Raw genomic sequence first — 24,515 nt, forward strand, 5'->3', positions numbered from 1 at the left:
GTAAGGTCAGATAACCATTGGCAAAGCCGAAATTTTGAGGTGATTGTGCAACTAACGAGTTTTACAGATTATGGGTTACGTGCTCTGATTTACTTGGCATCCCTTCCTGAAGGGAAAATGACCAGTATCACAGAAGTTACTGAAGTTTATGGAGTCTCCCGCAATCATATGGTTAAGATTATTAATCAGCTCAGTCATCTTGGTTATGTTAAAGCAACGCGAGGTAAAAATGGCGGGATCACCCTAGGCCAACCCGCGGAAACGATCCGTGTTGGGGATGTAGTAAGAGCTCTGGAACCTCTGACACTGGTGAACTGTAGTGGTGAATTTTGTCATATTACGCCAGCCTGCCGTTTGAAGGGTGTGCTTCATCAGGCAATACAACAATTTTTAAAAGAACTCGATAAACATACGCTGGCTGATATGGTGAAAGACAACAGCCCGCTTTATCAATTACTGCTTGATTAAATGATGCGGTAATTACAAATTCTGATGACAACGGAGGTAACGATGTCACGCGATCCTTTTCAGGAAAGAGAAGCAGAAAAATACGACTCCCCAATTCCTAGCAGAGAATTCATTCTCGAACTCCTCACTAAGCGCTCGGCTCCAGCAAAACGTGAAGAAATTGCACAATTATTAAACCTCTCTTCTGAAGAAGAGTTAGAAGCATTACGCCGTCGCCTGCGTGCAATGGAGCGTGATGGGCAATTGGTGTTTACCCGCCGCCAATGTTACGCACTACCTGAGCGTTTAGACCTCCTCAAAGGAAAAGTAATAGGTCACCGTGATGGTTATGGCTTCTTGCGAGTTGAAGGTAAAAAAGAAGATTACTATTTGTCACAAGACGAAATGAAACGTGCATTGCACGGTGATGTTATTTTAGCACAAGCTTATGGTCAGGACCGTAAAGGGCGTACAGAAGTACGTGTGGTCCGTGTCCTTGAGCCTCGTAATAACCAAATTGTTGGTCGCTATTTTATTGAGTCAGGTATGGGGTTTGTTGTGCCTGATGATAGCCGCTTAAGCTTCGATATTTTGATCCCTAAAGACCAAATTAATGGTGCGCGAATGGGGAACGTGGTGGTGGTTGAATTAATCACGAGACCACAGCGTCGCTCTCAGGCGGTAGGTCATATTATTGAAGTATTAGGGGAAAGTATGGGAACGGGAATGGCAGTCGAAATTGCCTTGCGTACCCATGAAATCCCACATACATGGCCCCCTCAAGTGGAAAAGCAGGTCGCTGACTTAAATGAACAAGTACCAGAGTCTGCTAAAAAAGGCCGCGTCGATTTACGTGATTTGCCACTCGTGACTATCGATGGTGAAGATGCTCGTGACTTTGATGATGCAGTACACTGTGCGCCGAAAAAAGGCGGTGGCTGGCGCTTGTGGGTTGCGATAGCTGATGTTAGCTATTATGTTCGTCAACAAACCGCCCTTGATGATGAGGCGCGTAGCCGCGGTAACTCGGTCTATTTCCCATCACAAGTTGTTCCGATGTTACCGGAAGTGTTATCGAACGGCCTGTGTTCACTGAATCCAGGTGTCGATCGCTTGTGTATGGTATGCGAAATGACCGTGTCGGCATCTGGTCGCTTATCATCATATAAATTCTATGAAGCGGTGATGAACTCTCACGCAAGATTAACCTACACTAAAGTATGGAAAATCTTGCAAGGTGATGAAGAGTTACGCGAACACTACAAAGCATTAGTGCCTCATATTGAACAGCTTCATGCTCTGTATAAAACGTTAGATAATGCACGTATTGACCGCGGGGCCATCTCTTTTGAATCTGAAGAAGCGAAGTTTATCTTTAATGCTGAACGTCGTATTGAGCGTATTGAGCCTGTAGAGCGTAATGATGCTCATAAACTGATTGAAGAGTGTATGATCTTAGCCAACATTGCGGCGGCTCGTTTTGTTGAAAAACATGAAGAGCCTGCATTGTATCGTGTGCATGATCGCCCGAAAGAAGAGAGCGTGATGAATTTACGTTCTGTATTTAGTGAGTTAGGGTTAACCTTGCCGGGGGGAATGAAACCGGAGCCGAAAGATTATGCACAGGTCATGAATGAAGTGGCTGACCGTCCTGACCATGAGTTGCTGCAAACCATGATCTTGCGGTCAATGAAGCAAGCCATTTATGATCCAGAAAACCGAGGTCACTTTGGGCTTGCTTTAAAATCCTACGCTCACTTTACATCGCCAATTCGTCGTTATCCTGATCTAACGTTGCATAGAGGTATCAAGTACTTACTGGCTAAAGAGCAGGGGCATACCGATCATCGTTGGACGCCAACAGGTGGCTGGCACTACGATATGGATAGTATGTTGCAGTTAGGTGAACATTGCTCAATGACTGAGCGCCGTGCCGATGAGGCGACTCGCGATGTGGCGGATTGGTTAAAATGTGACTTTATGCAAGACCAAGTTGGTCAAGTGTTTACTGGGTTGATTACCAGTGTGACAGGCTTTGGCTTCTTTGTACGCCTTAATGATTTGTTCATTGATGGCTTAGTGCATGTTTCGACGCTGGATAACGATTACTATCGCTATGATGCTGTGGGTCAACGTTTGATTGGTGAATCATCGGGAACCACATATCGACTTGGTGATGAAGTTGAAATTCGTGTTGAAGCCGTGCATATGGATGAGCGTACGATTGATTTCGCGTTGATTTCAACGACACGTAAAGCTAAAAATCCGGGTAAAACAGCCCGCGATAAAATGAAAAAAGAAGTCAAAAATGCTACTAAATCCGCGCGTGGTAAACGCGATGTAAGCCGAGATAAAAACTTCGAGCCTGATTCAGCATTCCGTCGCTCAGACAAAAATGGCAAGAAAACGGATAAAAAAGCGGGTAAGAAGGCAGAGACAAAGGCGAAAGGTAAAAAAGCCTCTGACAAAACGAAGAAAATCAGTGCAAAATTAAAAGCAAAACGTGCAGCGAAAAAAGCCCAGAAGCAAGAAGGGTAATTGACCCTGCTGAATCAAATAAGGTGGCGTAATGCCACCTTGAATTCTATCAACAAAAAAGATATTTATGAGCGAAATTATTTACGGCATTCATGCGGTGAAAGCCTTGCTTGATCGTGACGCATCACGGTTCAAAGAAGTCTATATTTTAAAAGGGCGTGAAGATCGCCGTCTAATGCCGATTATCCAGGAAATCGAGTCACTGGGTATTGTTGTACAAGTGGCGAATCGTCAATGGATGGATGCACAAACAGAAGGCGCGGTTCATCAAGGGATCATTGCGAAAGTGTTGCCGGGTAAACAGTACCAAGAGGGTGATTTACCTGATTTTCTTGAAAGTACAGACACGCCTTTTTTATTAGTTTTAGATGGTGTTACTGATCCTCATAACTTAGGGGCATGCTTGCGTAGTGCTGATGCCGCTGGTGTTCATGCGGTGATTGTGCCAAAAGATAAGTCTGCACAGTTAAATGCGACAGCAAAAAAAGTGGCATGCGGTGCGGCTGAAAGTGTTCCGCTATTCCGTGTGACAAACTTAGCCAGAACATTGCGTCTGTTAAAAGAGTACAATGTGTGGATTGTTGGTACTGCTGGTGAAGCCGATCATACGCTTTATCAAAGTAAGCTCACAGGGCCAATGGCATTGGTGATGGGAGCGGAAGGTGAAGGTATGCGCCGTTTGACTCGTGAACATTGTGATGAGTTGATCAGCATTCCTATGGCGGGTACGGTTTCGTCACTGAATGTCTCTGTTGCAACAGGGATTTGTTTGTTTGAAGCGGTTCGTCAACGTGCCGAGAAGTCAGCCGTAGAATAAATATTCTCTGATATTTGTCTCCATCCCTTGAGTTTTTTCTCAGGGATGGGTATAGTTACGCGTCAATTTTTTAGCCGCACTCAACAAGTTCCTTGCCTCCGCGGGCCGCGGTTAACCCTGACAGGAGGCTGAATAATCCGTAAGGAGCAACTACTAATGCGTCATTACGAAATCGTTTTTATGGTCCATCCTGACCAAAGCGAACAGGTTCCGGGCATGATCGAGCGTTACAGTGCGACAATCACTAACGCACAAGGTCAGATCCACCGTCTGGAAGACTGGGGCCGTCGTCAACTGGCTTACCCAATCAATAAACTGCACAAAGCTCACTATGTTCTGATGAACGTAGAAGCTCCACAGGAAGCGATTGATGAGCTGGAAACTAACTTCCGCTTCAACGATGCCGTTATCCGCAGCATGGTTATGCGCGTTAAACACGCGGTGACAGAAGCTTCTCCAATGGTTAAAGCTAAAGACGAACGTCGTAGCCGTGACCTGGCTGATGAATATCAGGATGAAGAAGCTGAAGAAGCTGGGGATTCTGAAGAGTAATTGCGCAGGTGTTCACTAATCGTTTGGTGCTCACAGGCACGGTCTGTAAAGCATTAATTCGAAAAGTGAGTCCGTCGGGTATTCCTCACTGCCAGTTTGTTTTAGAACATCGTTCACAACAACAGGAAGCGGGATTGACTCGGCAAGCATGGTGCAGAATGCCCATCATTGTTAGCGGACAAGCCTTACAAGCCCATACTCACAGTATAACGGTCGGCAGTCGAATTACAGTGACAGGTTTTATTAGTACCCATCAAGGGCGCAATGGACTGAGTAAACTGGTTCTTCATGCCGAGCAGATTGATTTGATAGATTCTGGAGACTAGCCATATGGCACGTTATTTCCGTCGTCGCAAGTTCTGCCGTTTCACAGCGGAAGGCGTTCAAGAGATCGACTATAAAGATATCGCAACGCTGAAAAACTATATCACTGAAAGTGGTAAAATTGTACCAAGCCGTATCACCGGTACTCGTGCAAAATATCAGCGTCAGCTCGCTCGTGCTATCAAGCGCGCTCGCTACCTGTCTCTGTTGCCATATACTGATCGTCATCAGTAATTGGTACAGTCCATTAACGACTTTAAGAGGATAAGGTAATGCAAGTTATTCTGCTTGATAAAGTAGCTAACCTAGGTAGCCTGGGTGATCAGGTTAACGTTAAATCGGGCTATGCTCGTAACTACTTAGTTCCACAGGGCAAAGCTGTTCCTGCAACTAAGAAAAACATCGAATTCTTCGAAGCTCGCCGTGCTGAACTAGAAGCTAAATTGGCTGAAGTTCTGGCAGCAGCTCAAGCTCGTGCAGAAGCTGTTAATGCACTGGGCTCTGTGACTATTGCTTCTAAAGCAGGTGACGAAGGTAAACTGTTTGGTTCTATCGGTACTCGTGATATCGCTGATGCAGTCACTGCAGCAGGCGTTGCAATCGCGAAAAGCGAAGTTCGCCTACCAAACGGCGTTCTGCGTACTACTGGTGACCACGAAGTTCACTTCCAGTTACACAGCGATGTTTTTGCTGAGCTGAACGTTATCATCGTTGCTGAGTAATCAAAAATGATGGTAGTACTATCGGACTTATTCGATGGTACAAAAAAACACCGGCTTGTCCGGTGTTTTTTTATTGCCTAAAAACCGTTATTTTTACTTAAAAGTCGTGAGCGTTTTACCTATCCTGCTGCTTTCCACGAAATAACCTTATTCACACCACTCCATCCTATATCAAGTACAGTGATACCACTGATTTGCGACTTTGATAGAAAATGGCAATAGCCTAATTTTCTCAAGTGTGAGTTAGAGTCGGAGCAATCGAGCTAAATGCGATTGCGTAATAGCAAATTTACCGCGTAAGGTTGATTGACAGTATGTGGCATAAAGCGAAATGGGATTTTTTGTATAAACATTAATGCCCCAGCTATTGCCTGATAGTGGAGCGTTAATGTTTTAACGAATAACTAAGGTGTACGGTAGTAACTACCATCACTTAAACGGGCAAAACTAACCGTTTTACCTTCCGCAGTTGTCACTTCTAAAAGCTGTACTTCACCTTTGGCATTCGCTTTCAAACGAATTTTCTGCCCTTGGCGCAAGTTACTCAATGGTTTTTCTGGGCCTTCAACGCGTGCCATGATAAATGCATCGTTGGCTTGCAGATGATTATCACGAAATAACTGAGCCAGTGTTTTTCCTTTTTGGACTTGATAATTTTGCCAATTATTAGTGGAAGGACGCGTAGCTGGACGCTTCTCTTGCTCTGTTGGTGTGGTCTGTTTTGGCTCTGATGGTGTGACCGGTTGCTTAGGTTGCTCGACAGTGGTAGGTGGAACGGTTTCAACGGGAGGCTCTTGAATAATTTCAGGCTCATTAGGTAAACGCGTTTGTGTGTCGTCTGTTCCACTACTGATGGTTGGCTCCTCCGAAGGGGCTTGGGTCACAATTTCCGGTGCTGTGGGTGGTGGAACTACAATAGGTTGTGGCTGATTTTGTGCTATTTGCTGATCGCTGTTTTTGTCATCGACAGGTATAAAAAACGCCGCGATGATAATGATCGTTAAAACAGCAATACCAATACGATGAAATATTGAAAGTTTAAACATGACTCCTCCTTGATTGAGGAAACCCTAACAACAGGCAAAATAACTTGTGATAACAAGAATACTAGCACTGATTTGTAGTAATTTGATTACCCTAAGTTATTTTTCAGAGAACACTGAGCGGGATCAGGCTGTCCGAAAGGCTTTTATTCTTGATAGGCATTGTTTAGGTTTACCCATAAGAGAGGGGCTGTTATCCTTGGTTTTTTATCAAAAACCATACAGGTATTTTCATGGCAAACCAAAATTTTGATTCAGTAGAAGCTCAAGCAAGCTACGGTATTGGCCTGCAAGTTGGTCAACAACTATTAGAGTCTGGCTTAGAAGGCCTAGAGCCGGCAGCTATCTTAGCGGGTCTTACTGACGCATTAGAAGGTAATATGCCTTCAGTTCCCGTCGAAGCGCTACATAAAGCGTTACGTGAAATCCATGAGCGTGCAGATGCTGTTCGTGTAGCTCGCCAAGAAGCGATGGCCGCAGAAGGCCGTGCATTCCTTGAAGAAAACCAAAAACGTGAAGGTGTCTCAACCACTGAGTCTGGTTTGCAATTTTCTGTCATTAACCAAGGCGAAGGCGCAATTCCTACACGTACAGACCGTGTTCGCGTACATTATACCGGTCGCTTGATTGATGGTACTGTATTTGACAGCTCAGTGCAGCGCGGTCAACCCGCAGAGTTCCCTGTTAGCGGCGTTATTCAAGGTTGGATTGAAGCATTAACACTGATGCCTGTCGGTTCTAAATGGGAACTTTATATCCCTTCCGAGCTTGCTTATGGCGAACGTGGTGCAGGCGCATCTATTCCGCCATTCAGCACGCTAGTCTTTGAAGTTGAGTTACTCGAAATTCTGTAATCTTGGCGGTCAGTATAACTGACTAAGCTACTATCAGGGCTTTGCAGGTCAGCCTTTTTATTATGAAGGCGAGGCCGCAAAGCCCTTTTTATGTTTTAAGCGGTAGGCGTAATTGTGGGTGAATCTTTTTTCGTTCTAAACACCCGTTTATTTATAAGACGTGCAATGATAATAAAAATCACAATACCAACGATGACGAAGAACTTATCTAAAGTGGCGATTTGTTGATTGGCCTTTATTGATAAATAGAGTAAGAATGCTAACAGGCTCATTATCGCCAGTAGTATAATGGTATTAATGAACGAAAGAAGCATTAAACGTTTTACCTTGAGTTGACTTCCTTGGAAAGGAATTGATCTATATATACTTAAAAGGAAGATAACGATAGCAGCTGCTGTTGCAGGAAATAACATGTCAGACGCTTGGTAACTCAGAAGCAAGAAACCTTTTAATATCAGTTGATTCTCCTTGAATAATGCAATGCTATATACTGTGATAAAGGTAATAACAAGCGTAAAACATAACATGGTTATGGTATAGAGTGCATTGTAAATTAACCCATGATTTTTTTTTGTTAATACGAAATCATGACGCGCTTTTTTACAAAAAAATATTCTTGGTATAAATAGCAAAATAAGTATCAAGACGTTGATAATGCTAACTATAATGGAAAACCTGTAGGCATACACTAAGCTGGGGCGATGATATAATCCTATCCCTCCAAATGTCTTGTTCATGACTATGCCACTTAAGTGTTGCGTAAATTTGAGAATAAAAAAGTAGACAATGGCAATACCCGCAACAATAAGGATATTTTTAAGGTTAGCTTGGTTCAATTTGGTGTAGTAAAAGATAAGGCAAGTGGAAAGTAGGAAGATAAAAATCTTAATGAACCACTCTACCCTTAGGCCATATATAATCGAATTTAAATAATGCGGTGGCGCGTATAATAATGGTTGGATTGTCACGCTATAAAACCACAAATATTCAGTGAGGATCCAAACACTCACAAATATGGCGGGTAATCTAAAAAAAGAGAGTTTGGCTGCATTTGATTGACTCATTTTTATTCCTAAATTTTAGAGAATCACATAATTGATAGCGGTGATATATAAATAGAAGATTACATTCCCGTTCAAAAATGCTATCAAGCTTACTGTCATTTTTACTTATTGTTCTGTATGGCATTAAATCATAATGCGTTGTTGCTACTCGAGAATGGATCATAACGTTTGCTATCTTAATGTTGCCATCGGGCATAAATATAGGAATTTTTCTTAGTAGCGTGAGAGCTAAAAACCTAAACTAACTTCGGATATATATTCACAATCTATAATTGCTTTTATTTAAAAGAAGCTCACGGCTCTCGCTTATTTGTTTCTTACGCATACAAAACAATGGATTAAGCAATATCACTATTGCAAATGTCGAGTAATAAATCAAACTTAAAGCAAAATATAAAGCACTATTCTGATATAACGCAACATTTCCCCAAGAACACTATTCTTTTCATTAATTGAAACTACTTAGAAAGAAAATAATGTAGATTGATAAGGTAAGTGTGAACGGTTTCTGTGGCTTCAATTAGCGTGCACTTACTATCTATGGCTGTTAATCTTAAGGTAAAGAGTGATGGAAAAGAGGTGAATCATGCTAAAACAAATTTGTGAACTGGCTATCGATGCAGGCTCTGCCATTATGGAGATCTATCATGCTCAAGAACCGCTACAAGTTGAGCAAAAAAGCGATAAATCTCCGGTGACGGCTGCGGATATTGCCGCTCATCAAATTATTACAGCGGGTTTGACTCGCATTGCACCGGATATTCCTCAGTTATCTGAAGAAGACCCCCCTTCATGGAATGAACGCAAAGGTTGGCAACGGTATTGGTTGGTTGATCCACTTGATGGCACAAAAGAATTTATTCATCGTAATGGGGATTTTACCGTTAACATTGCCTTGATTGAAAAGGGTATGCCCGTTATGGGGGTTATTTATGCGCCCGCCAAAGGCTTGCTCTATTATGCGGAGGGTAATCAAGCGTGGAAAGAAGAGGGTGGGCATAAACAGTCAATCCATGTTAAAGATATAACACCTCCAATCATAGCGATTAGCCGCTCTCATCAAGACGCTGAATTACGTGATTACCTTGCACAATTGGGGAACCATGACACGGTAGAAATTGGCTCATCATTAAAATTTTGCTTGGTAGCGGAAGGGAAAGCGCAGCTCTATCCTCGCTTTGGGCCAACTAACATTTGGGATACAGCAGCAGGGCATGCAATCGCAATGGCAGCTGGGGCTAAGGTGCTTGATTGGAATGGCAAAACATTAGATTACACACCACGTGAATCCTTTTTAAACCCAGGTTTTCGCGTAACGTTATTTTAAACTATGGTGAAATAATGTCGGGTAAATAACTTTATTTACCCGACAGCGCTGAATTAATTATCCAGTTTGAGCACTTTTGCCGTTGCCGCACGGATATCAGAGCAAGCTTTTGCATCGACTTTTAAGTCAATACCATAAGTTGGAATGATCTCTTTTAAGCGTGCTTCCCAGCCATCTGCACTAAGCTGCTCGGCAAAACAAGTTTTCAAAACGTTTAGCGCGATAAAGGCTGCAGTAGAAGCGCCCGGTGATGCTCCCATTAATACGGTGAAGGACTTATCTGCACTGGTAATTAGCTCCGTGCCGAATTCCAAGACCCCTTTCTTATCATGATCTGGCTTAATGATTTGTACACGTTGACCCGCGACAACTTCTTTCCAGTCTTCATGTTGTGCTTCAGGGTAGAACTCTTGTAGCATCGCAAACTGATGTGCTGATGTTTGTAATACTTGTCCAACTAAGTATTCCGCCAGCGACCAGTTATCTTTAGCAACTGCCAGCATCGGTTCGATGTTATTTAAGCGCACAGATTCAAACAAGTCTAAATAAGAGCCATGTTTAAGGAACTTACTGGAAAAACCCGCGTAAGGTCCGAATAGAAGTGAACGTTTGCCGCCAATGATACGTGTATCTAAGTGAGGCACTGACATCGGAGGGGAGCCTTTGCTTGCTTTACCATAAACTTTTGCATGATGGCGATTAGCAATCTCTTCGTTGTCGCAACGTAGCCAGATACCACTTACAGGGAAGCCACCGAAGCCTTTACCTTCTGGGATGCCTGATTTTTGTAGTAGCTCTATTGCACGTCCACCCGCGCCCACAAACACAAATTTCGCTGATGTGATGGTTTTTTCGTGAGTGAGTAGGTTTTTAACCTCAATATTCCATCGACCCTCTGCGGTTTTCTTAACATCAACCACTTCATGCTTGTAATGAACAGTGAAACCCGATTGCTGTGTTAATTGCTCCATCAATAAATGGGTCAATGCACCATAATCTACGTCAGCCCCCGTTACCACGCGTGTGACTGCAATGGCTTCTTTTGGATCACGGCCTTCCATAATCAACGGTGCCCACTCATTGATCTGCTTAGGATCATCACTGTATTCCATGTTTTGGTAGCAGTGGTGAGCAGACATTTGGCGATAGCGTTGCTGGAGGAATTTTACGTTATCATCACCCCAAACAAAGCTCATATGTGGGCAAGGGTGAATGAAGTCACGGGGATCTTTGATTTTACCTTTGGTGACAAGATAGGACCAAAGTTGACGTGATAGGTCAAATTCAGTATTAACTTCAAGCGCTTTGCTGATATCCACTGTACCATCTGGGTTCGGTGGCGTGTAGTTCATTTCACAGTTTGCTGCGTGACCTGTTCCCGCATTATTCCATGGGTGGGAACTTTCTTGAGCACAGTCATTGAGTCTTTCAAATATCGCAATATTTAGCGATGGCTCAAGCTCTTTTAAAAAAGTTGCGAGTGTGGTGCTCATGATACCTGCGCCAATGAGCGCAATATCAACTTGTTCTGAAATAGGCTTACTCATTCAAAAAACTCCTAAGACTTAGAGGGTTTAAAACACAGTTCAGTGCCTTCTTGATAAACAACATAAGCACGGCGCCATGGTTCATCACCAATTAAACGCCATTTATGGCCAGTACCTGTGTTGTCTTGTGCGAGTAAAATATCACCAGGCTTGATAATAAAAGTTGAGCCGTCTTTGGTTTCGAATTCTAAAGTGCCTGAAAGTGTGATGACATAACGTGGTACAGGATCTTTATGCCAATCCCAAGACCCACCAGAGGTTGTTTCACGAAATGAAAGTTCACTGACGGCAATAGCAGGCGTTTCTTTATCGCCTCTAGCTTCACCACTTAATTCAATCGTACCTTCTTCAAAAAGAGAATTGCCATCTTCACCGGTCCACATACGAACACAACGTATCATATTATTAACCTCTTACATTTTATATGGCTGAACAAACAACTTAATTGGTAAAAGAGTGAGACTTTCAATAAAGGACTTTCTAAAAAAGACTAAACTGAAAATTAATAATTAACCTACTCGTTATTGTTGTAAATATAAAATATCACATTATTTGATTGTATCGTGTTTTATTTAAAATAAACACTGTAGTTATTAGATTAATAGTTCCTGATAGTATATTTGTGAATAAAAAATTATCGTAACCTATTGATTGTAATTTGATATTTTTATTTATTTTTTGAGCTGGGATAAGAAATGTCAATATTTCTAGTATAGAGGAAATAAAACGTATTAATGTAAAAATATAAGAAGAAATAAACCCTATTTAATTTTCCTTCTTGGTTCTTATCAAGAAGGAAAATAGAATAATATAAATAGTACTTTTAATGACTCTTTAAAATATTATTTAGGGCAATGTGTTGTATAAGCATAATCGTTTTTCCATCAACAATCTCACCACTTTTTATCGCGGCTAATGCTTTTGGGAATTCCCACTCTAATACTTCAATATCTTCACCTTCCTCGGTAAGCCCACCTCCCGAATTGATGCGGTCGCCATCGTGATATTCGGCAATATAAAAATAGAGTTTTTCGGTGACGGAGCCTGGGCTCATATAGGCTTCATAGACTTTTTCTATTTTTTCGATACGAAAACCTGTTTCTTCTTCTGTTTCGGCAATAATGCGTTCTTCGGGCGATGCATTATCAAGCAACCCAGCCGCAGCTTCGATAAGAAAATGAGGATAGCCGTTGATATACAAAGGAAGGCGGAATTGGCGGATCAGTATAATGGTATTTTTCGCTTGGTTGTAAAGTAGGATAACAGCCCCGTCTCCTCTGTCATATGACTCACGGGTTTGCTGCTGCCAACGACCATCGCGGCGTTGAATTTCGTAAGTGTATTTTTTTAAGGTATACCAATTATCAGAGAGTAAAGTTTCACGAATATGACGGATTTGGGGAGTTTTAGCAGACATGATGTTACCTTCGTAATAGGGGTAACGGTTAATTTAGCACTGTGGTCACCATCCTTAAATAAGAGTTTATGCCAGTTTTATCACATCAATCTCTATCAATATAAATAAGGCAGCCGTAGCGGCTACCTTAATTTTTACCAAAAGATTATTTTATAATTTGGATCTGTTTGACTTCCACTTCGCGTGTATTCCAGTCTTTGTCGATTTTACCGCGGATCTCTACTTTATCTTTTGGCGTGACATTAATGCCATTCCAGCGTTTTGGGCTAATTTCGAGATTGATGGTGCCTGTCCCATCGGTAAACTCATAATGTTTTTGATCTAACTGCTTAACAATATTACCACGCAAGATCACCCAGCTATCATCGGATAAATCGAGAGCTTTAGCGACCGTAGTTTCGCCGCTATTTGGGCCAGAAAAGCCACCAGCTTGGTTTGTTTGATTGGTGGTCGTCTGAGCCGCGCCTGGTCCATCAAAGCCACCATTTGCAGCGAGTACAGGTGCAGAAGCTAATGCAGCAATTAACGCGATTAAGGGTAATTTTTTCATAGTGGTCCTCTCCATTTGTTACCAAAATTTGTTTACGGGAGCTATTAAAACAAGAAATTCTTAACAGGATCTTAAGAACCCACAGAAAAAAAATATATTTTAAATTTAGTTCATAACAACTGGTCATATCCAAATTAATCGGATAAATATAACAATATTCTAATAAAGGAGAAAATCATGCGTATTTTGCTGATCGAAGATGACCGGTTAATTGGCGATGGTTTAAAAGTAGGATTAAGCCAACTTGGCTTTACCATTGATTGGTTTGCCGATGGTAAGCAAGGGCAAGTCGCCTTATTCGATGCGCCTTATGATGCCGTGATACTCGACCTTTCTCTGCCGAGTGTAGATGGTATGGAGATTTTGAAGTTTTGGCGCAAAGAAGGGCGTGATGAGCCTGTTTTAATATTAACCGCAAGAGATGCCTTGGATCAGCGAGTTCAAGGGCTACAACAAGGTGCCGATGACTACCTTTGTAAGCCCTTTGCGCTTGCAGAAGTTGCTGCGCGTTTGCAGGCATTAATTCGCCGGCGTAGCGGGCAATTGTCGCCAATATTAAAGCATGGTCATATTGAAATGGATCCTGTTGCAATGACTGTCACCTGTCACGGTGAACGTATCGAATTAAAAAGTAAGGAGTTATCTCTATTATCCTTGTTTTTACATAATCCAAACAAGGTGCTGTCTCGTGCCTTCATTGAGGAAAAATTGTATAACTGGGATGAAGAGGTATCCAGCAATGCCGTCGAGGTGCATATTCACCATTTACGGCGTAAGTTAGGTACGCGTTTTATTCGAACAGTTCATGGTGTCGGCTACCGTTTAGGTGAGGAAGTATGAAAACCTTTAGCTTACGCTTAAAATTGACACTCATGCTGTTGCTACTCGCGCTAATGACGTGGGGAGTGGCGAGTTTACTTGCGTGGCATCAAACATATAAAACGATCAATGAACTGTTTGATACTCAGCAAATGGTATTTGCTAAACGTTTGTCTGTATTACCTTCTGATCTCGATTTTAATGATGTTTCATTAGCAAAAACGAAGAAAATCTTACGTAAAAACCGTGGTAATCAAGATGATGATGCGCTGGCATTCGCCATTTTCACACCTCAAGGGGAGATGGTACTGAATGACGGTGATAATGGTCGCAAAATCCCGTTTAACTTTAGCCGAGAAGGGTTTACCGAAGGCAAAATTAAAGGAAGTGATGATGAATGGCGCTTTGTTTGGCTAAGATCATCGGAAGGGCAATATATTATTGTCGTGGGGCAAGAGTGGGAATATCGGCAAGATATGGCGATGGAGATTATGGTTGCGCAGTTTTTACCTTGGCTAATTGCGCTGCCTATCATGCTAATCCTGTTTTTATGGTTATTAACGCGTGCATTGAGGCCATTACATCAAGTCACAACCCAACTCTATCAACGGCGGCCCGATGAGCTGAGTTCAGTGCATGTTGAGCGGCTCCCCTCAGAAGTCAAGCCAATGTTAGATGCACTCAATAGCTTATTTACGCGTATTCAAGCGATGTTTGCTCGTGAACGCCAATTTACCTCGGATGCGGCCCATGAGCTACGTAGTCCGTTGGCAGCACTGAAAGTGCAGGCCGAAGTTGTGCAGATAGCAGGGCATGATCCTACCATTCGAGAACATGCGGTTGCTAACTTATCCGAAGGGATCGATAGAGCCACACGTCTTGTCGATCAGCTATTAACGCTTTCTCGTTTAGAGTCATTGTCACAGCTTGATGATGTGGAGCAACTTTCATGGTTAGCCTTAATTGAGTCTGCACTGCAAGATATCTCATTAGAGGCGAAAGCTGCACAGACGACAATGGATGTTGTAGTGGTTAATGAGCCACCATTATTGACTGGGCAGCGTCTGTTATTAGCTATCCTTTTAAGGAATTTGCTACATAATGCCATTCGCTATGGTAAGGCTGGTGGAAAAGTAGATATTGTACTGAATAAGGATCACCTCACGATCCATGATGATGGGCAAGGGGTAACTCAGGATGTTCTTAAACGGTTAGGTGAACGCTTTTATCGTCCACCGGGGCAAGAGAAAACAGGTAGTGGTTTAGGGTTATCTATTGCGAAACAGATTGCTGAGCTACACCATTTCAGATTGACTTTTGCAAATGGCGAAAATGGCGGTTTTTGCGTCAAAATCGCTTGGTAATAATGCTTGGTTATTAATAAATTCCAAATAATTATTCACCATATAAATTTAGTGGCTAATAAGTCTTTTTAGAATAACTCACTAGTGATAGATAAAGTCACACCTCTCTTTTAATATGTGCACGACAGCGATGTTTCCGTGCACGAGAGGTGATGAGCGCTATTGAGCAAGTTCAGATTTAATTAATGTGATCACTTTATCCACTTCAGGGGCAGTGAGCGCACCGTCTTTGAAATAAAGCACTTTTCCTTGTTTATTCAAGATGATAATCGCTGAACTTTCTGGTGCGAGATGCCATGCTTTTTTAACGACACCATCGCTATCAACGATAAATTGCGAATAAGGAAACTCTTTTTTGCTGTCTTCAACACTGTTACTGACGAAAACACCTGTGCCAAAAATGGCATCATCCGCATTGATAATTGAGGTTGTTTGATAAGCATCATGGGGAAAATTCGCTTTTTTGATCGCTTCAATCAATGGTGCATTCAGCTCTTTAGCGGAAGAGCGCCCCGCAATGTGTTGAACTGTACGGACTTTTCCTGGTAATTGTTGGCTTTTCCACTCTTGATAGGAAAATTTCCCCTCTTGACTTAATAGCATCTCTCCTTTGTCTGTAACAGAAACTGCCGGTACAGGTTGATTTAGTTGGATTTGGCTTGCGAAAGCTGTGGATGATAAAGTGAGTAGGCAAGCAAGTAAAAAATTCTTTTTAATCATTATATTACCTCATTATTACTTGGTTTGAGAGTGTCATGCAATGACTGAAACATGGCAGTCATGTTTTGCGCTTACAGTTATAGCATAGCTCATCCGATGAGTTGTGAAACTGAAATTAACATTTTTGCAAAATTTAGCATAACTACAAAGTTTTTGAGGTTATTGACAGAATGTTCGTAGTGTCATTTTCTGTAAATGAATTGAATAAAACTGCAATAATAGAACCAAAGTAAATATTACTGGTCTATTATTAACGAGCGGTATGAGTGAACGAGTATCGTATGACAAAAGGAAAGGAAAAGTTCTAATGAAAATATTTAACCGTTATAACCCATCCAAAATTGCACTCTACGTTAAAACGCTATTCCGTGGTCGTATTTACATCAAAGGCTTTGGTGCATTTGAATTCAATTACGGCAAAATCTTACCACCTAAAGTGGGTGATAAGCGCCACTACAATGTAATGAGTGAGGTGAATAAACAAGTTCTGGTTCTACAATCTGAGTTGGGGTAAATGCTGTTGATTTAATTAAATAGTTGTTCGCTATTTAATTAAAAGCAGCGCCACACAAGGTGGCGCATCAAATGAAACGGCTTCGCTGTAAAGTATTACTCTTTGACTTTTTGTGTTGGTTGTTCTGCGTTAGCCGTTTCTGTGTTGTTTTTACCCGCTTGAACCACGACAGGTGCGGGTGGCGTTGTAATTCGGGTGACAAGCAACTGATCAATCTTATAGTTATCGATATCGACAACTTCAAATTTATAGCCTGCATATTTCACATAATCAGTACGTTTCGGCATTTTCCTTAAACGGTACATCATAAAGCCTGCGATGGTCTCGTAATTACTCACATCAGGGAATTCATCGATATCTAAAATACGCTGTACATCTTCAATCGGAGTACCGCCTTCAACAAGCCATGAGTTTTCATCCCGCGTGATAATCTGCTCTTCTTGGCCTGGCCCAATCAGATCACCCATTAATGTTGTCATAACGTCGTTGATCGTAATAAGTCCCATCACAAGAGCGTACTCGTTGAGAATGACGGCAAAATCGACCCCATTTGTTTTAAAAGCTTCGAGTGTATCGGAAAGCGAGAGGGTATCGGGGATCATCAGCGCATTTTGAATATGAACGCCATCTTGTAAGTTAAGGCTTTGACCATTCAAAACACGATTTAGCAAGACTTTTGAATCAACAAAGCCAATGACATGGTCAATATCACCACTGCAAACTAAAAACTTAGAATGCGGCTCGGTTGAAATTTTATGTTTAATACTCTCCTCTGACTCTTCTTTATCAAAGAAGATAATACTTTCACGTGGCGTCATTGCAGAGGGAACGGTGCGTGATTCAAGTTCAAATACGTTTTCAATCAGTTCGTGCTCTTGCTTACGCAGCACACCTGCAACCGCCCCCGCTTCGACCACAGCAAAAATATCATCGGAGGTAATATCTTCATTACGTGCCGTTGGTAACTTGAAAATTTTGAAGATCAGGTTTGCAAGACCATTAAAAAACCAAACTAAAGGGCTTAATACGGTCAAACAAAAACGCATTGGATTGACAATTCGCACTGCGATGGCTTCAGGTTTCACCATTCCAATACGCTTAGGCGTTAGATCCGCCACTAAAATAAATAGGCTGGTGACAATCGTAAATGAAAGAATGGATGCGGTTTGCTGTGCCCAAGTTGGTGATAAGAAATGAATAAATACCTCTTGTAGTGATGGCGCAAAAGCAGATTCGCCGACAATACCTGCTAAGATGGCGACGGCGTTAAGGCCAATTTGCACTACGGTAAAAAACATACCCGGCATTTCTTGTAATTTTAGAACACGAGCGGCATTAACATTGCCCTCATCAGCCATGAGTTTCAATTTAATGCGGCGAGATGCTGCCAATGATATTTCTGACAGCGAAAAAAATGCGCTGATAGCACATAATAAAAGTACGATTAGTAAACTGTTAAGCATAAATTATCCAGACATTACCTTCAGGTATAACGGATCTTGATTTGAGATCACCTGAAGGTAACTCGTTCTACTACATAGGTAAAAATAACGCGGAGTGCGCAAAAATTCGGTTAGTGGCGTTATTATAGCATTAGGTTAAATTTTCTGCCTAGTTTATGTTCTGTGGTGGTAAACAAATGCCGATTCCACCTAAACCACAATAGCCTGCTGGGTTTTTGTGAAGATACTGTTGATGGTAATCTTCCGCAAAATAAAACACTTCAAATGGCATGATTTCTGTGGTGATTTGGCGTGGATCACCCTGTGCTGCCATCGCTTGTTGATAAGCGTCCCGCGTCTTTGTGGCTTGCTGTAATTGCGAATCAGAGACGGTGTAGATAGCCGAACGGTATTGGGTGCCAATGTCACCCCCTTGGCGCATACCTTGTGCTGGATCGTGGTTTTCCCAAAACAGGGTCAGTAAGTCTGCATAACTAATAGTTTGTGGGTCAAAGACGACTCTCACGATTTCAGTATGGCCGGTGAGACCCGTACACACTTCTTCGTAAGTTGGATTTGGCGTAATCCCGCCACTATAGCCAGCGGATGTTGAGTAAACGCCCGGTTGCTGCCAAAATAAACGCTCAACTCCCCAAAAACAGCCCATCGCAAAATAGGCAATTTCAGCGTTCTTCGGAATATTGTCAATCGAATGATGGTTAACCGCATGGTATGGTGAATGGGGAATAGCACTTTGCCTACCGGGTAGCGCTTGGGAAATATTTATGGGTTGTGACTGATTAGATGACATAACTATTCCTATGAGTAATGTTGTGCACGTTAGGTAAAAATTAGGATAAAAACTTGTATCTAAAATTTATTTTACTCAAAATAAATTGATATGGAGTCTTTAGTCAAACTATCAATGAACTTAGGAGCGGGCGTGTCAAAATACCCTATCATTTGTTTTCTCAGCTTAACGGCGGCGGTTTCTACGGCATATGCTGCAAATCTTCGCCTTAATATTGAAGGGCTTGAGGGGCAACCGAATCAGAACGTCCGAGTTCAATTATCTACGATTTCTCAAGATGAAGTTGTGCCTAATGGCCGCTTCCGCGCTCGGGTAACAAAAGCGATTGAGGATGGTTTAAAGCCGTTAGGCTACTACCAACCAAAAATTGAATTCAGCTATCAAGAAAATAAGCCACCAGCGCGTTCTGTGCTGACAGCGAAAGTGACTTTGGGTGAACCCATTCGAGTACAGGGTGTAAATATTGAATTAGAAGGGGGAGCCAAAAACGACCCTGACTATGCCAAAATGATTAAAAGTAATACACCCAAAATTGGTACGATCCAAAATGATGGTGAATATGAAAGCTTTAAAGGGAAGTTTAGTAGCCTAGCGATCCGTAAAGGTTATTTCGATGCGATAATGGAAAAAAGTCAGTTAGGGATATCGCTAGACCACCACGCGTCTTATTGGGATTTTAATTTTAATAGTGGTGAGCGTTATCGATTTGGTGCTATTTCCTATGAAGGTTCTCAAATTCGCACGGATTACCTAAATAACCTTGCTCCCTTTAAAGAGGGGGAATATTACACGTCAGAGCAATTAGCTGAATTTAACCGCCGATTAGTCGAAACTGGCTGGTTTACTTCGGCTATTGTCACTCCAAACATCGCTAAAGCGCGAGAAGATGATACTGACATATTGCCGATGGAAGGGGTGATGGTGCCTCGGGCAAAAAACTTTGTTGAATTGGGGGGCGGTTATGCGACAGACGTGGGGCCGCGTGTCAAAGCAACATGGAATAAGCCATGGGTCAACTCTCGTGGGCAAAGTATTACATCCAATATTAGCCTATCACAGCCAGAACAAATTATTGATGCAAGCTATAAGATCCCCCTTAAAGCCAATCCACTTGAACAATATTATGCCGTTCAAGGGGGGTATAAACGTACTGATTTAAACGATACGGAGTCTGATACCACAACGTTAAATCTGTCTCGTAACTGGGATTACTCCAGCGGTTGGCAGTATGGCGTCAATATGCGTTGGATGCTCAGTCACTTTACTCAGGCAGATGTCACAAATACCACGATGCTGCTCTATCCAGGGGCAAATGCGAGTCGCATTCGTCAACGCGGAGGGGTGATGCCAAGTTGGGGTGATAGCCAACGTTATTCTGTTGATTACTCAAATGAAATTTGGGGATCAGATATTGATTTTCTCGTGTTACAAACAAAACAGGTCTGGATCCGTTCTCCTTGGGAAGGGCACCGTTTTGTGTTTAGAGGCAACTTAGGTTGGATTGAAACTAATAACTTTGACAAAGTACCGCCAGACTTGCGTTTCTTCGCAGGGGGTGATGGCAGTGTACGTGGTTACGGTTACCAAAAAATCTCTCCAGAGGATAGTAAAGGCAAGCTAACCGGGGCATCTAAACTGGTTGTCGGCTCTATCGAGTATGATTACAACTTCACAGGTAATTGGTGGGGCGCCGCGTTCGTTGATACCGGTGAAGCAGTTAACGATATTAAGAAAAGCGATTTTAAAACAGGGGCCGGTGTAGGCGTCCGTTGGGTTTCTCCTGTAGGGCCAATTAAATTCGATTTGGCCACCCCAATTGGAGATTCGGATAACAATAAAATTCAATTTTACATCGGCTTGGGGACAGAACTATGAAATGGATGAAGTGGTTAAAATGGACTGGTCTCACCATTTTATTAGTCTTGATCTTGGTTTTTGCCGCGCTAGGCTGGGTACTTGGCACACAATCGGGCCTGCATTTTGCCTTGAACAGCGCCACCCGTTTTGTATCGGGGTTAGAAATCCGTTCGATTGAAGGGGATATCAATAATCTCACCTTGACCGACGTAAAATACCAAATGCCAGGTGTTGATGTGAATGCTGGAAAATTACATCTGGCGTTACGTTTAGGCTGTTTGACTAATCGGGAATTATGTATTGATGATCTTTCGACCGAAAATGTGGTCGTTAATGTTGATACATCCAAAATGCCACCTTCAGAAGAGACACCACCTTCTGAGCCATTAACAGAGTTAAATGCGCCACTGACCATCAACCTAAATCAACTACAACTGACTTCAACGCAAGTCAATGTGGATGGAATGGCGATTGATTTAGGGAAGTTTAAAACGGGTATTTACTGGCAGAAAAAAGCGTTAACGGTAACGCCAACCGATATTATTGATTTGGCGATTAATTTACCTGAAAACAAAGAGGCACCACCAGAAGAGCCCGTCAAAGAAGTCGCGACTGGCGAAGAAAAATCTATTGGTGAAACGCTAAAAACATTATTCGCCAAACCGTTATTAGCGGAATTGCCGGAAGTGCTTTTGCCTGTTGATCTAAATGTTGAAGGTATTAATGGTTCAAACTTGCAACTGACGGGAGCAACCGAAGCGGTTATTAATAGTTTGAATTTAACGCTTTCAAACGATGGGCAAAACGTTTTACTTAAGAAATTTACGATTGATTCACCGCAAGGTAATGTCGCCTTATCAGGCACCGCAACATTACAGGATAAGTGGCCGGTTTCTTTGTCGATAACAGGGGAAAGCCGCCTTGAAGATCTTAATGGACAAAAGATTGATTTATCCCTTAAAGGTGGATTGCTCGAAGAGTTAAAACTGGCACTGAATCTCAGTGGGCCAGTGAATGCGACGTTGAATGCTCAGACCGATCTTGGTCAGGCAGACTTACCTATTCAATTAACGCTAGAGAGCCAAAAATTGAGCTGGCCGCTGGTGGGAGAGGCTCAATATCAGCTTGATGGCACTCGTTTACGCTTAAATGGGCGTCCTTCGGCTTATGATTTATCCCTTCGCTCTGCGATTACCGGACAAGATATTCCACCTTCAACGCTAATGTTGGATGCGAAAGGTAATGAAGAGCAAATTAACCTTACGCGCCTACGTTTAGCGGCGTTGCAAGGTAATGCGGATATTACGGGGGTGGCTGACTGGAGCAAAGCGATCAGTTGGAATGCAGTACTGACGTTATCAGGCATCAATACCGCAAAACAGTGGCCTGAATGGCCAGCAAAAGTCGATGGTAAGATTGCTACTCGCGGTAGTCTTTATGGCGGTAGCTGGCAGTTACAAGTCCCTGAGATTAGCTTAGACGGTAACGTCAAGAATAATCCGCTAAAAGCACGCGGTCAGGCTTCAGGTAATGCGGCAGGGCAATGGAATATACCTGATCTGAAACTGTCATTGGGTAAAAACCACCTTGATGTTAAAGGAAGCCTTGCGGACAAATGGAACCTAGATACTAAAATCAATGCACCGGGCCTTGATGGCATATTGCCGGGGCTAGGTGGTGTGATCATCGGTGATGTAAAACTACGCGGTGATCTCGACGCACCAGAGGTACAAGCGGATCTTACCGCTCGTGGGGTGAGATGGCAAAAAGACCTATCCATTGATAATGCGGTTATTAAAGGAAAAGTCACATCGGGTGAGCAAATCAAAGGGGATTTATCCGTCGTTGTTCGCCAACTCAAACAGGCTGACTTGGTGATCAGCCAGCTAACATTAGATGCGAATGGGAGCGAGAAAAAACATACCGTAAAATTGGATGTGAAAGGTGAGCCAGTTTCGGGGCGCTTAACGTTAGCAGGTGGTTTCGATCGCCAAACTGAAACATGGAAAGGTAATCTCAGCAATACCTTATTTGAAACGCCAGTGGGTGAATGGCAATTAAGTAAGGTCATGGCGCTGGACTATGCAAACCAAACGCAAGAAGTGACTATTGGTACTCACTGTTGGGTGAATACCAATGCACGCCTTTGTGTTCCCAAACCGATTAAAGCAGGGAAAAGCGGTAGCGCCGATGTTGTGTTAGAACGCTTTGACCTTGCGATGTTAAAACCGTTCCTGACAGATGAGACACGCGTCAAAGGCGTATTTAGCGGTAAAGCCAATGTGGTATGGAAGGATGATGGCAGCTTGCCACAAGCTAAAGTCGATCTTAAAGGTGATGGTGTTAAAGCTGTTCAATTGGTTCAAGGTACACTATTACCGTTAGAGTTTGAGACTCTGACCTTGAATGCCGCATTGAAAAATGGCAAAGCAGACCTGAATTGGTTGTTTAAAATTGCCAACAATGGGCAGTTAAAAGGCAATGTTCATATTGCTGATTTGGAAAAGAGACGGCAGCTTTCAGGTAATGTCGAAATCAATGCGATTACCTTAGCGTTAATTAAGCCGTTATTAGGCGAGAAAGAAGTTGCCAATGGTAACCTAAATGCCAATTTACGTCTTGGCGGAACGGCGAATAACCCATTGCTAAATGGTAATTTATCCCTTTCAGGCTTAGAGCTTAAATCGTCATTGATCCCATTTGATATCAAAAGTGGTCAATTAGGTATTGCCTTTAATGGCGCCAGCTCAGTCATGACGGGGCAAATTAATACGCCAGAAGGTTATCTGAATATTAATGGTGATGCGGATTGGCGTAAGGCAGAGGCATGGCACGCTAAAGTCATGGCCGTGGGTAACAATTTACGTGTATCCATGCCGCCAATGATCAAAGTGGATGTGCAGCCTGATATTGTGTTTGAAGCTTCACCGACCTTACTGACGTTAAACGGAAGTGTGAATATTCCGTGGGCAAGAATTACGGTTCAAGAAATTCCTGAATCAGCGGTAGGGGCTTCTTCCGATGTAGTGATGTTAGACAGTGACCTGAAACCTATTGAGAAGACAAGCACACCAATTCCAATTCAAACCAATCTGGATATTAAGATCGGCAACGATGTGATGTTGGATGCGTTTGGTCTGAAAGCTCGCTTAACAGGCATGTTGAAGGTACTGCAAAATAAACAAGGTCTGAGCTTAAATGGGCAAATCGATATTCCATCAGGGCGTTTCCGTGCTTATGGGCAAGATTTGATCGTGCGTAAAGGGCAAATCCAGTTCTCAGGTCCTCCGGAACAGCCTTTCTTGAACTTAGAAGCGATTCGTAATCCTGAAAACACAGCTGATAATGTGATTGCTGGTGTTAAGGTGACAGGGCTTGCAGACAAACCGAAAGTCGAGATATTCTCTGAGCCAGCCAAAACGCAACAAGAAGCTTTATCCTATTTGCTACGCGGAGAAGGATTAGAAAGCGGAGATGCTAATGGTTCACAAATGACATCAATGCTAATTGGACTCGGGGTGGCTCAAAGTGGGCAACTCGTAGGTAAGATTGGTGAAACATTTGGAGTATCTGATTTAGCCCTCGATACGCAAGGGGTTGGTGATAAATCACAAGTCGTGGTGAGCGGTAAAATTACCAATGACCTTCAAATTAAGTACGGTGTTGGTATATTTGACTCACTGGCAACGCTAACATTGCGTTATCGATTAATGCCTAAATTATATTTGGAAGCGGTGTCTGGTGTGAATCAGGCGCTGGATCTTCTTTATCAATTTGAGTTTTAAT

General features: G+C 42.6%; 23 protein-coding genes. 14 read left to right on the forward strand and 9 right to left on the reverse strand.

The window, feature by feature from the left end; translation table 11 throughout:
- Positions 1-45 precede the first annotated feature (45 nt).
- The 7 genes from nsrR (at position 46) to rplI (ending at position 5,400) form a co-directional block, all read left to right on the forward strand.
- Positions 46-468, forward strand: coding sequence for a nitric oxide-sensing transcriptional repressor NsrR (gene nsrR / locus PSF11_RS12365; protein WP_014657306.1), 423 nt, complete (start codon positions 46-48; stop codon positions 466-468).
- A 42-nt stretch (positions 469-510) separates the two neighbouring features.
- A complete protein-coding gene (rnr, locus tag PSF11_RS12370) occupies positions 511-2,985 on the forward strand; it encodes a ribonuclease R (protein ID WP_040132542.1) in 2,475 nt (824 codons plus the stop codon).
- 67 nt (positions 2,986-3,052) lie between these two features.
- On the forward strand, positions 3,053-3,802 hold the full coding sequence (rlmB, locus tag PSF11_RS12375) for a 23S rRNA (guanosine(2251)-2'-O)-methyltransferase RlmB (RefSeq protein ID WP_060561485.1): 750 nt from the start codon (positions 3,053-3,055) through the stop codon (positions 3,800-3,802).
- 156 nt (positions 3,803-3,958) lie between these two features.
- Positions 3,959-4,354 carry a 30S ribosomal protein S6 gene (rpsF, locus tag PSF11_RS12380; RefSeq protein ID WP_004915670.1) on the forward strand — a complete coding sequence of 132 codons (396 nt, stop codon included), beginning with the start codon at positions 3,959-3,961 and terminating at the stop codon, positions 4,352-4,354.
- Positions 4,355-4,362: 8 nt separating this feature from the next.
- On the forward strand, positions 4,363-4,680 hold the full coding sequence (gene priB / locus PSF11_RS12385; RefSeq protein ID WP_071599631.1) for a primosomal replication protein N: 318 nt from the start codon (positions 4,363-4,365) through the stop codon (positions 4,678-4,680).
- Positions 4,681-4,684: 4 nt separating this feature from the next.
- On the forward strand, positions 4,685-4,912 hold the full coding sequence (gene rpsR / locus PSF11_RS12390) for a 30S ribosomal protein S18 (protein WP_000135199.1): 228 nt from the start codon (positions 4,685-4,687) through the stop codon (positions 4,910-4,912).
- Positions 4,913-4,950: 38 nt separating this feature from the next.
- On the forward strand, positions 4,951-5,400 hold the full coding sequence (rplI, locus tag PSF11_RS12395; RefSeq protein WP_004915671.1) for a 50S ribosomal protein L9: 450 nt from the start codon (positions 4,951-4,953) through the stop codon (positions 5,398-5,400).
- A 404-nt stretch (positions 5,401-5,804) separates the two neighbouring features.
- Here rplI and PSF11_RS12400 read toward each other — a convergent pair whose 3' ends face one another.
- Positions 5,805-6,446 (reverse strand): LysM-like peptidoglycan-binding domain-containing protein, encoded by a 642-nt coding sequence (locus PSF11_RS12400; RefSeq protein ID WP_004915675.1) that lies wholly within the window; start codon positions 6,444-6,446, stop codon positions 5,805-5,807.
- Between the two features lie 230 nt (positions 6,447-6,676).
- Here PSF11_RS12400 and fklB point away from each other — a divergent pair, with 230 nt between their 5' ends.
- On the forward strand, positions 6,677-7,297 hold the full coding sequence (gene fklB / locus PSF11_RS12405) for an FKBP-type peptidyl-prolyl cis-trans isomerase (protein ID WP_004915679.1): 621 nt from the start codon (positions 6,677-6,679) through the stop codon (positions 7,295-7,297).
- Positions 7,298-7,392: 95 nt separating this feature from the next.
- On the opposite strand, the gene PSF11_RS12410 is transcribed toward fklB, so the two are convergent.
- The gene (locus PSF11_RS12410) at positions 7,393-8,361 is read right to left on the reverse strand and encodes a hypothetical protein (RefSeq protein ID WP_036942656.1); all 969 of its coding nucleotides are present in this window, start codon (positions 8,359-8,361) and stop codon (positions 7,393-7,395) included.
- A gap of 586 nt (positions 8,362-8,947) precedes the next feature.
- Between PSF11_RS12410 and cysQ the strand changes: the two genes are divergently transcribed.
- Entirely contained in the window at positions 8,948-9,688 is a 741-nt protein-coding gene (gene cysQ, locus PSF11_RS12415) for a 3'(2'),5'-bisphosphate nucleotidase CysQ (protein WP_004915686.1), read from the forward strand.
- A 53-nt stretch (positions 9,689-9,741) separates the two neighbouring features.
- Here the strand turns inward: cysQ and mqo are convergent, their stop codons facing one another.
- From mqo to PSF11_RS12435, 4 genes are all read right to left on the reverse strand, one after another.
- Positions 9,742-11,235 (reverse strand): malate dehydrogenase (quinone), encoded by a 1,494-nt coding sequence (gene mqo, locus PSF11_RS12420; protein ID WP_004915691.1) that lies wholly within the window; start codon positions 11,233-11,235, stop codon positions 9,742-9,744.
- Between the two features lie 11 nt (positions 11,236-11,246).
- Positions 11,247-11,636, reverse strand: a complete 390-nt coding sequence (locus PSF11_RS12425; protein WP_014657311.1) for a cupin domain-containing protein — start codon at positions 11,634-11,636, stop codon at positions 11,247-11,249.
- A gap of 422 nt (positions 11,637-12,058) precedes the next feature.
- On the reverse strand, positions 12,059-12,652 hold the full coding sequence (locus PSF11_RS12430) for an NUDIX domain-containing protein (RefSeq protein WP_014657312.1): 594 nt from the start codon (positions 12,650-12,652) through the stop codon (positions 12,059-12,061).
- Between the two features lie 145 nt (positions 12,653-12,797).
- Complete coding sequence (locus PSF11_RS12435) at positions 12,798-13,202, reverse strand: YgiW/YdeI family stress tolerance OB fold protein (protein ID WP_036942658.1); 405 nt, start codon at positions 13,200-13,202, stop codon at positions 12,798-12,800.
- A 177-nt stretch (positions 13,203-13,379) separates the two neighbouring features.
- Here PSF11_RS12435 and qseB point away from each other — a divergent pair, with 177 nt between their 5' ends.
- A complete protein-coding gene (gene qseB / locus PSF11_RS12440; protein WP_036942661.1) occupies positions 13,380-14,042 on the forward strand; it encodes a quorum sensing response regulator transcription factor QseB in 663 nt (220 codons plus the stop codon).
- The gene (gene qseC / locus PSF11_RS12445; protein WP_053110811.1) at positions 14,039-15,385 is read left to right on the forward strand and encodes a quorum sensing histidine kinase QseC; all 1,347 of its coding nucleotides are present in this window, start codon (positions 14,039-14,041) and stop codon (positions 15,383-15,385) included. Before qseB ends, qseC begins: the two co-directional genes overlap by 4 nt.
- 159 nt (positions 15,386-15,544) lie before the next feature.
- On the opposite strand, the gene PSF11_RS12450 is transcribed toward qseC, so the two are convergent.
- Positions 15,545-16,105 carry a YtfJ family protein gene (locus tag PSF11_RS12450; protein ID WP_004915703.1) on the reverse strand — a complete coding sequence of 187 codons (561 nt, stop codon included), beginning with the start codon at positions 16,103-16,105 and terminating at the stop codon, positions 15,545-15,547.
- 307 nt (positions 16,106-16,412) lie between these two features.
- On the opposite strand from PSF11_RS12450, the gene PSF11_RS12455 reads away from it, so the two are divergent.
- Positions 16,413-16,619 carry a DUF1107 domain-containing protein gene (locus tag PSF11_RS12455; protein WP_014657315.1) on the forward strand — a complete coding sequence of 69 codons (207 nt, stop codon included), beginning with the start codon at positions 16,413-16,415 and terminating at the stop codon, positions 16,617-16,619.
- A gap of 95 nt (positions 16,620-16,714) precedes the next feature.
- On the opposite strand, the gene PSF11_RS12460 is transcribed toward PSF11_RS12455, so the two are convergent.
- Both PSF11_RS12460 and msrA read right to left on the reverse strand, forming a co-directional pair.
- Positions 16,715-18,082, reverse strand: a complete 1,368-nt coding sequence (locus PSF11_RS12460) for a hemolysin family protein (RefSeq protein ID WP_014657316.1) — start codon at positions 18,080-18,082, stop codon at positions 16,715-16,717.
- 148 nt (positions 18,083-18,230) lie between these two features.
- Positions 18,231-18,872 carry a peptide-methionine (S)-S-oxide reductase MsrA gene (gene msrA / locus PSF11_RS12465; protein ID WP_036942667.1) on the reverse strand — a complete coding sequence of 214 codons (642 nt, stop codon included), beginning with the start codon at positions 18,870-18,872 and terminating at the stop codon, positions 18,231-18,233.
- Between the two features lie 132 nt (positions 18,873-19,004).
- Between msrA and tamA the strand changes: the two genes are divergently transcribed.
- Positions 19,005-20,747 carry an autotransporter assembly complex protein TamA gene (gene tamA, locus PSF11_RS12470; protein WP_036944083.1) on the forward strand — a complete coding sequence of 581 codons (1,743 nt, stop codon included), beginning with the start codon at positions 19,005-19,007 and terminating at the stop codon, positions 20,745-20,747.
- Complete coding sequence (tamB, locus tag PSF11_RS12475; RefSeq protein WP_072502702.1) at positions 20,744-24,514, forward strand: autotransporter assembly complex protein TamB; 3,771 nt, start codon at positions 20,744-20,746, stop codon at positions 24,512-24,514. Before tamA ends, tamB begins: the two co-directional genes overlap by 4 nt.
- The last annotated feature ends 1 nt before the right edge of the window (position 24,515 follow it).

The organism is Providencia sp. PROV119 (assembly GCF_028482435.1).
GTDB classification, from domain to species: domain Bacteria; phylum Pseudomonadota; class Gammaproteobacteria; order Enterobacterales; family Enterobacteriaceae; genus Providencia; species Providencia stuartii.